Source organism: Nocardiopsis sp. SBT366, assembly GCF_001083815.1.
Lineage (GTDB): Bacteria > Actinomycetota > Actinomycetes > Streptosporangiales > Streptosporangiaceae > Nocardiopsis > Nocardiopsis prasina.
Genome location: NZ_LAVM01000068.1, coordinates 23,680 through 31,750, shown reverse-complemented (window position 1 = coordinate 31,750; position 8,071 = coordinate 23,680). Strand labels below are relative to the sequence as shown.

The 8,071-nt window shown below is 70.4% G+C and carries 5 protein-coding genes; 3 read left to right on the top strand and 2 right to left on the bottom strand.

All coding sequences use genetic code 11. The features are described 5' to 3' along the window. Positions 1-127: 127 nt before the first annotated feature. Positions 128-1,135: a glycerophosphodiester phosphodiesterase family protein gene (locus tag ADX84_RS19170; protein ID WP_049576997.1), complete on the bottom strand. Its 1,008-nt coding sequence runs from the start codon at positions 1,133-1,135 to the stop codon at positions 128-130. Between the two features lie 124 nt (positions 1,136-1,259). After that, positions 1,260-2,405: a phosphoserine transaminase gene (gene serC, locus ADX84_RS19165; RefSeq protein WP_199776641.1), complete on the bottom strand. Its 1,146-nt coding sequence runs from the start codon at positions 2,403-2,405 to the stop codon at positions 1,260-1,262. Positions 2,406-2,608: 203 nt separating this feature from the next. Here serC and ADX84_RS19160 point away from each other — a divergent pair, with 203 nt between their 5' ends. The 3 genes from ADX84_RS19160 to ADX84_RS19150 all read left to right on the top strand — a co-directional run bounded on the left by ADX84_RS19160 (position 2,609) and on the right by ADX84_RS19150 (position 8,025). Continuing rightward, positions 2,609-6,214 carry an ABC transporter substrate-binding protein gene (locus ADX84_RS19160; protein ID WP_049576990.1) on the top strand — a complete coding sequence of 1,202 codons (3,606 nt, stop codon included), beginning with the start codon at positions 2,609-2,611 and terminating at the stop codon, positions 6,212-6,214. A 13-nt stretch (positions 6,215-6,227) separates the two neighbouring features. Then, positions 6,228-6,878, top strand: a complete 651-nt coding sequence (gene pdxH / locus ADX84_RS19155; protein ID WP_049577008.1) for a pyridoxamine 5'-phosphate oxidase — start codon at positions 6,228-6,230, stop codon at positions 6,876-6,878. Positions 6,879-7,326: 448 nt separating this feature from the next. Then, complete coding sequence (locus ADX84_RS19150) at positions 7,327-8,025, top strand: metal-dependent transcriptional regulator (RefSeq protein WP_049576987.1); 699 nt, start codon at positions 7,327-7,329, stop codon at positions 8,023-8,025. The last annotated feature ends 46 nt before the right edge of the window (positions 8,026-8,071 follow it).

Sequence of the window (8,071 nt, the reverse complement as noted above, 5' to 3'; positions counted from 1 at the left end):
GGGGGGGGGGGGGGGGCGGGGGCCAGGGAGGGGGGCGGGGGTGCGCCGCCCCTCGGGGCGGGGCCCCCCCCCCGCCGTTCCTGGATGGGGGGGTGGGAGGCGGGCGACGGCCGTGGCCGTCCTTCCGCTACTTCTCGGGCTGGGGGTCGAGGTAGTGCTCGCGGCACAGGAACGCGTGGCGTGAGAAGTCCGTGAAGACGCCGTCCACTCCCGCGTCGAAGAAGGCCTCGTACTCGGCGGCGAAGCCGCCGTAGTCCTTGGGGTCGCCGTCCGAGCGCAGGTCGGTGGGCAGGAAGTGGTTCTCACTGCGGAACGTGAAGGGGTGCACGACCAGGCCGGCCTCGTGGGCGTCCTTCACCAGGTCGGTGGGCTCCCCCAGGGAACCGTCCTCGTTGGTGGGGATCACCAGGCTCTTGTGCGGGCCGATGGCGTGCGCGAAGGTCGCCACCTCGGCCAGGCCGTCCGGTGTGGTGTGGTGCAGCCAGTGCTCCTCGGTGCCCATCAGGTAGACGAGGGGCAGCCCGGTCTCGGCGAGCTTGCGCAGGCTCTCGGCCTCGAAGGACTGGAGGAACACCGGGACCGCGGGCTCCTCGCCGACCAGCTCGGCCTCGCGCAGTGCGGCGATCAGCGGCGGTTCGAGGTCCAACCCCTGCTCCACGTGGTGGGCGGGGTGCTTGGTCTCCGGGTAGATCCCGATCGGGCGGCCCAGCTGCTTGGTCAGGGACAGGGCCAGCTCGATGACCTCCTGGAGGGTCGGGATCCCGTAGGTCCCGTCCATCACCGCGTTGTCCGGGCGGACCTCGGCCATGCGCTCGCGGGCCCGGAGCGTCCTGATCTCGGCGAGGGTGAAGTCCTGCGCGTAGAACCCCTCGGCGGTGCGGCCGTCGATGGTCCGCTTGGTGCGCCGGTCCGCGAACTCCGGGCGGTCGGCCACGTCGGTGGTCTCACCGATCTCCTGCTCGTGGCGGCAGATCAGGTGACCGTCCTTGGTGGCGACCAGGTCCATCTCGATGAAGTCGCCGCCGTGCCGGGCGCCCAGCTCGTAGGAGGCCAGCGTGTGCTCGGGTCGGTGACCGGAGGCCCCCCGGTGGGAGATGATCTTGATGGGGAGTTCAGTCTTCTTGTTCCTGCGCACAGTGGGACCGTCCTGGGAAACGATGAGCGGAAGTAGGAGAAGGAGGCCGACCCACGCTCGGCGGGTCGGCCTCCATTCTCCAGTGTCCGTGGACCGATTCAGGACGGTCTCCGGGTGATCCCCGTCAGGACAGCTGGCTCACGACGTGGTCGACGCACTCGGTGAGGGCGTTGACGTCGCTGGGCTCCACGGCCGGGAACATCGCCACGCGCAGCTGGTTGCGGCCCAGCTTGCGGTAGGGCTCGGTGTCCACCACGCCGTTGGCGCGCAGCACCTGGGCGATCCGGGCCGCGTCGACCTCCTCGGCGAAGTCGATGGTGCCGACCACCTGGGACCGCTGCGCCGGGTCGACGACGAACGGCGACGCGACGGGGGAGCGGTCCGCCCAGTTGTAGAGGATCGAGCTGGACTCGTGGGTGCGGGCCACGGCCCACTTGAGGCCGCCCTGGCCGTTGATCCACTCCAGCTGCTCGGCGAGCAGCAGCAGCGTGGCCACGGCCGGGGTGTTGTACGTCTGGTCCTTGGCGGAGTTGGCGACCGCCGTGGGCAGCGAGAAGAACTCGGGCACGTAGCGGCCGCTCGCGGCGATCTCCTCCACCCGGGCCAGGGCCCTGGGAGACATGACCGCGATCCACAGGCCGCCGTCGGCGGCGAAGCTCTTCTGCGGCGCGAAGTAGTAGACGTCGGTCTCGGAGATGTCGACGTGCAGACCGCCCGCGCCGCTGGTGGCGTCGACCAGGACGAGTGCGTCCTCGTCGGCCCCGGCGACCCGGCGGATCGGGGCGGCCACACCGGTGGAGGTCTCGTTCTGGGTGAGGGCGTACACGTCCACACCGGCCTCGGCGACGGCCTCGCCGTGGGTGCCGGGGTCCGTGGTGATGACCGTCGGGTCGTCCAGCCAGGGGGCGCCCTTGGCGACCTTCGCGAACTTGCTGGAGAACTCGCCGAACGCCAGGTGCTGCGACTTGGAGCGCAGCAGCCCGTGGGCGGCGATGTCCCAGAAGGCGGTGGTCCCGCCGTTGCCCAGAACCACCTCGTAGCCGTCGGGCAGGGACAGTAGTTCACTCACACCGGAGCGGACCCGGCCGACCAGGGACTTGACCGGCTTCTGCCGGTGGGAGGTCCCCAGGTAGCGGGAGCCGGAGGCGGCGAGGGCGTCGAGCTGGGCGGCGCGGACTTTGGAGGGGCCGCTCCCGAAACGGCCGTCGGCGGGCAGCAGGTTCGCGGGAATCTGAATCTCGGTCACGCGGACCAGCGTAGTGGTGGACATCGTGGCGGCGCCGGTCAGGGCGGCAATTGGTGCAAGTGAAACCACGTGACCCGCGCAACGAATCATCACAGGTCGGTGGTTCTGGCCGGTATGGGCCAGTCCCAATTCGGGGAAAAGGGATGTCGGCCTGCTGCCTTTTGCTGTCTAATGGGGCAGCTGCCGGGGGCCGAACCTCACAACAAGACTGTGGAGGGATGCTTCGAGTGTCCGATCAGACACCCGACACCCAGGACGACCAGCCGAGCAGACCCGCCTTCGTCCGGGTCTTCGAGAACCTGCGCCGACGCCCCTCGCGCTCCGAACACTTCACCGTCCGTAACCTGGAGCACACGGTGGCGCGGCGTCGGCCCGCTCGGAGGGGCAAGCGGCAGCGCGGTGACATCGCCGAGCCCCCTCCCGTCCTGGACCTGGTGACCGATCGCCGCGAGGACCGCCCCGCCGTCCTGCGGGCCCTGGTGCGGGCGAGCGCGGTCGGCCCCGTGTGGCTGCTCCCCGAAGGCTTCCCCGAGAAGGACCACCGGGAGGTCGGGGAGGTCCCGGCCCGGGAGACCGAGGAGACCCCCCGCCCGCCGGCGCGGCGCACCAACGGTTGGAGCCGCCGCTGGCCGTGGCCCGGGGACACCGACGCCCCGCCCCCGGGGGCCGAACCCGTTCGGGAGCCGCGCGAGGGCACGTCCTCCGGGGACGCCGACGGCGACGTCACCACCCAGGAGCTGTACGAACTCCTGGAACGCCTGGTGGACGGCGGGTTCGCGTGGAAGGCCGATCCGCCCGCGGCGCCCCGCGGCCGAAAGCCGCCACCCCCGCCGCGCTTCTCCCAGGTCCGCTCCCTGCTGTGGCTCCGGCGCTGCAACTTCCAGGTCATCAGGGGCAAGTTCTCCGAGGGCACGGGCGTCTCCGAGCACGGCACCCTGCTCAACACCAGCAGCACCCAGGTCGAGGTGATCAGGGCGCTTCGGGAGGCGCGACTCGACAGCGCGCTCAAGCGCAGGGACGAGCTCCTGGAACGCGCGGAGCGGGCCGCCGAGGAACCGGGCACGGTGACGGCCCCCAGCCGTTGGGAACTGCTGCGCAGCCGGTGCACGGTCTACTGGCGCGGACTCGCCCGTGGCGCGGCCGGGTTCTCCCGATTCGTCGACGCGGCCTCCAGGGTTATCACCTTCGGTGCCGCGGACGAGAAGATCCTCACCCCGCTGTCCTTCGTGTTCTCGCTGGTACTCGCGGCGACCCCCTTCGGTGTCGCCTACCTCGGCCTGCTCGCGCAGCAGGCCGACGAACTCGTGTCCCTGCTGGTCGGCACGCTCCTGGTCACCGTCTACGTGCTCACGGTGTTCTTCTTCCTGCTCCCGTGGCGCCCCTACCTGTGGCTGTACCGGCACCGCTACGTCATGGACCTGGACGGGCGCGGCCCCGAACAGAGCGCGTCCCCGGGCGGTCGGGGCCGACACCGCGCGCACGGCGTGCACCTGCTCAACCAGCTCAACAACCTCGCCATGGACCGGGCCCGGATCAACGGGTCGATCCGCCCGCCCGGGACCCACCAGATCGCGGTCAACGCGCTCCTGGACGACCTCCACCGGGAGTTCGGCGCGGGCAGCTACCGCCTCCGGCGCGGCGGCGGCGCCCGCCCGGTGCTCGTCTACGACCAGCGACGCCTGGACCGGGTCGGCCGGTACTTCGTGTGGTTGATCGAGCAGGAGCGCCTGCGCCGTGCCTTCCCGGACCCCCTGCTGCTCGTCCAGGTGCGTGACGCCGGGCTCGGCCCCCTGGTGGAGGGCGCCCTCGACTCCACCCGCAACGAGGCGATGCCCGAGTTCATCGAGGGCGGGGAGGAGAACGAGGAGGAGGAAGAGAAGCAGGCGCTCGAACCGGTGCGGACGTGGACCCGGCGCCGCTACCTGGCCGGGGTGCTCGGTGTCGAACGCGTCATCACCAGGCACATCGCGCCGCTGCCCGAGGGCGGTGGCGAGCTCACACGGCGCGGCACCCCCGAGTGGGTCCTCAGCGGACCCGTGCTCGCCGGACTGTGGACCGGCGGGGTCGCGGGTGCCACCGCCGTCCTGGTCCTGTTCGGACTGGTCTTCCTGCCCTCGCTGGCGCAGGCCAGCAACCCGTGCGTCCAGGACGGGGTCTGGCAGGCGAAGGGCATCACGAGGAAGGGCGACCAGTGCGTCGGCGTCACCGACGGCGCGTTCGTCTTCAACGAGCGGCTGACCGAGGTCACCGAGCTCGTCCACGAGCAGAACAAGGAAGTGGAGGCCAGCGGCCAGCCCTACGTCACCATCGCCCACCTCGCCGAGTTCGACGTGGCCGACCCCGACGACCCCTCGCTCTCCGGCAGCCAGGGCGAACTCCTCGGCCTGGCCTACCAGCAGGGCCAGCACAACCGGATCAAGGACTCCAGGTACCCCAGGATCAAGCTGCTCATCGCCAACGCGGGCCGGAACTGGGAGCACTCACTGGTGGCCGCGAAGGAGATCGTGGACCGGGCCGACGACGAGCGGCTCGGGATGGACCGACCGATCGCCGCGGTCGGCTTCGGTCACAGCGTCGTGCCCAACAGCAACGCCATCAAGGAGGTCGGGGACGCCTCGATCACCATGGTGGGCACCACCGCCACCTTCGACGACGTCGCCCAGTCCGGCGCGCGCGAGCACAGCGAGTTCTACTTCCCGGTCTCCCCGGCCAACACCAGGATCGCGGAGCAGTCCGCGCACTGGGCCCGGTACGGGGCGTCCTGGCGCGACGCCGACGGCGCGGAGCGCGGGCTGCGGCCGCACGAGACCGCCGTGGCGATCGCCAGCGGGGAGACGGACGCCGAGGGCGGGCCGCACGAACAGTACGGACCGCACCTGGCGAGGGAGTTCATCGCCGCCTTCAAGGACCGTGGCGGCCGGGTGTGGCAGGGCGCCGAGGGGCTGGACCGGGGCGAGTACGACGGGCAGGGCGTGCTGCTCTACCAGAACGGTGATGCGCAGACCGACACCACCTACGAGCAGCAGTTGGAGCGCCTGTGCACCGACGACGACCCGCCGGACCTGCTCTACTACGCGGGCCGCTCCGACGACTTCACCGAGTTCTACCGCCGGTTCACCCGGACCGGTGGTGAGGACTGCGTGGACGGCCGTATGACCATCCTGGGCGGGGACGACGTCTCCAAGTTCGTCTCGGACGAGGAGGAGCTCATCGGCAACAACGCCGCCTACCACTCGGTGTTCTACACGCCCCTGGCGCCCAGCGGGCCCTGGGGCGGTCCGGGCGGTCGCCCCGGCGGCGGCGACCAGGGCTTCTACCGCGACATGGCGACGCTCCAGGAGGAGCTGTTCAGGGAGGACGGCGAGGAGGAGCGGTCGGCGTCCAGGAAGGAGTACCCCTCCATCGCGCACGCGGCCGTGGCCAGCGACGCCCTGCTGGTGGTCTCCGAGGCTCTGCCCACCACCGGTCTGACCCAGGAGCAGCTCGAGGCGAAGAGTCCCCTGAGGTGGGTCGGCATGGACCGGCACCCCTTCCTCCGTACCCAGGAACAGTACGAGGAGCAGCGGGACGACCTGCACAGCGGGATCAAGGGCACCCGGAACCTGACCGGGGTCTCCGGGTACATCGAGTTCGACGCCGGGAACGACGGGAACTGGTACGACGGCCGCATGGTGCAGCTGGTGCTGGTGGGCCCGGAGGTGGTCAATCCGGAGACCGGACACGAGCAGCGTCAGCACGTGGTCCAGAGGTGCGGAATGCGCAACGCCAACACCATCGAACCAGGTGAGGAGTGCCTGCCTCTGGGCTCCGGAATCGGGGGACGACCGACATGAGAGTATGCGTCGTGTGGACCACCAGAACCCCGCGGAACTGCGGAAACCGTACCTGGGTGAACCCCTGCGCCGCCGCGACCTGGCCGAGCGGCCGATGGCCCAGTTCCACGTGTGGTTCGGTGAGGCCCACGAGTCCGGCCTCGCCGAACCCAACGCGATGGTGCTCTCGTCCGTGGAGCCCTCCGGGATGCCCAGGTCGCGGACGGTCCTGATGAAGGGCTACGACGGCACGGGGCTGCGCTTCTTCACCAACTACACCTCGCGCAAGGGGAGGGCCCTGGAGGCCGACCCCCGCGCGAGCGTGGTGTTCCCCTGGCACGCGATCCGGCGCCAGGTCCTGGTGGCCGGACGCGTGGAGCGGCTCGGTGACGAGGAGAACGACCTCTACTTCGCCTCCCGCCCCCGGGGTTCGCAGCTGGGCGCCTGGGCGAGCGAGCGCCAGTCGCAGCCGGTGGCCGACCGTCCCGAACTGGACCGGCTGTTCCACGGGTTCGACGTGGTCTGGGGTGCGGACGAGGCCATCCCGCGGCCCTCCTACTGGGGCGGATACCGGCTGATCCCCGGCGAGGTCGAGTTCTGGCAGGGCGGCGAGGACCGCATGCACGACCGGTTCCGCTACCTGTGGACCGGGCGGGCCTGGGAGATCGAACGGCTCGCTCCGTAGTGTCCCGGGGCTTGGGCGCCGGGAGGCGGCGCCCCCGCTCGGCCCGCCGATCGAGGGCCCGGACCGGAGGTTCCGTGGATCTCGGCCCCGAGGTGACGTTGGTCGCGTCGGACTCGGTTTCGGGTGGGAGTGGGGTTCGTGAGAGGGTTTGGCAAGGGTCTTCCGGATACTTCTTGTATCGACCGGATCACCTGCACGCCTGTGACCTTGGACCCTTGCGCGGTCGGGGCCGCGGGGACCCATGGTGTCCGGATCGTGAGACAGTGTCGAAATCCACGCCCGTCGCGCCGCGATATGCTGGACGCATCGGTGGTCGCTCCCGCGGTCCTGCGGACGCCCCGGTCCCCACTCGGCCCCAGGGAATCACGTGGTCCCGGCCTGTGTTGTGAGAGACCTGCCGTGCCCGCACGCGACCGCGCGTCGGGCGCAGAGCCTTGGGAGGGGAGTCTTGACCGCACACGGGCTGATCGACACCACGGAGATGTACCTCCGTACGGTCTTCGAGCTCGAAGAGGAGGGCATCGTCCCGCTTCGGGCCCGGATCGCCGAGCGCCTGCACCAGAGCGGCCCCACGGTGAGCCAGACCGTCGCTCGCATGGAGCGCGACGGCCTGCTGAAGGTCGAGAACGACCGTCACCTGGTGATGACCGCCGAGGGCCGCAGGCTGGCCACCCACGTCATGCGCAAGCACCGGCTCGCCGAGCGTCTGCTCGTCGACGTCATCGGGCTGCCGTGGGAGGACGTCCACATCGAGGCCTGCCGCTGGGAGCACGTCATCTCCGAGGCCGTGGAGGAGCGTCTGGTGACGCTGCTCAACGCCCCCTCGGTGTGCCCGCACGGCAACCCGATCCCGGGACTGGAGGAGCTGGGCCTGGAGGGATACTCCCCCGAGCCCTTCACCGACGACTCCATCGTGCCGATGATCGACGCCGCCTCCAAGACGGAGACCACCGTGACGGTGCGGCGCATCAGCGAACAACTCCAGCCGGACGCGGACATCATGCTCACCTTGCGCGAATCCGGGGTACAACCGGGACAGGAAGTCGTGCTTCAGGCTTCCGACGACGGTGTGCGGGTCATCGGCGAGGTCGAGAACACCGAACTCCCGGCGGACGTCGCCGGGCACATCTTCGTCGCCAAGCCGTGAAGCGTTCGTCCACGTTGATTGGTTGCTCATCGGGATTGTCTCATTG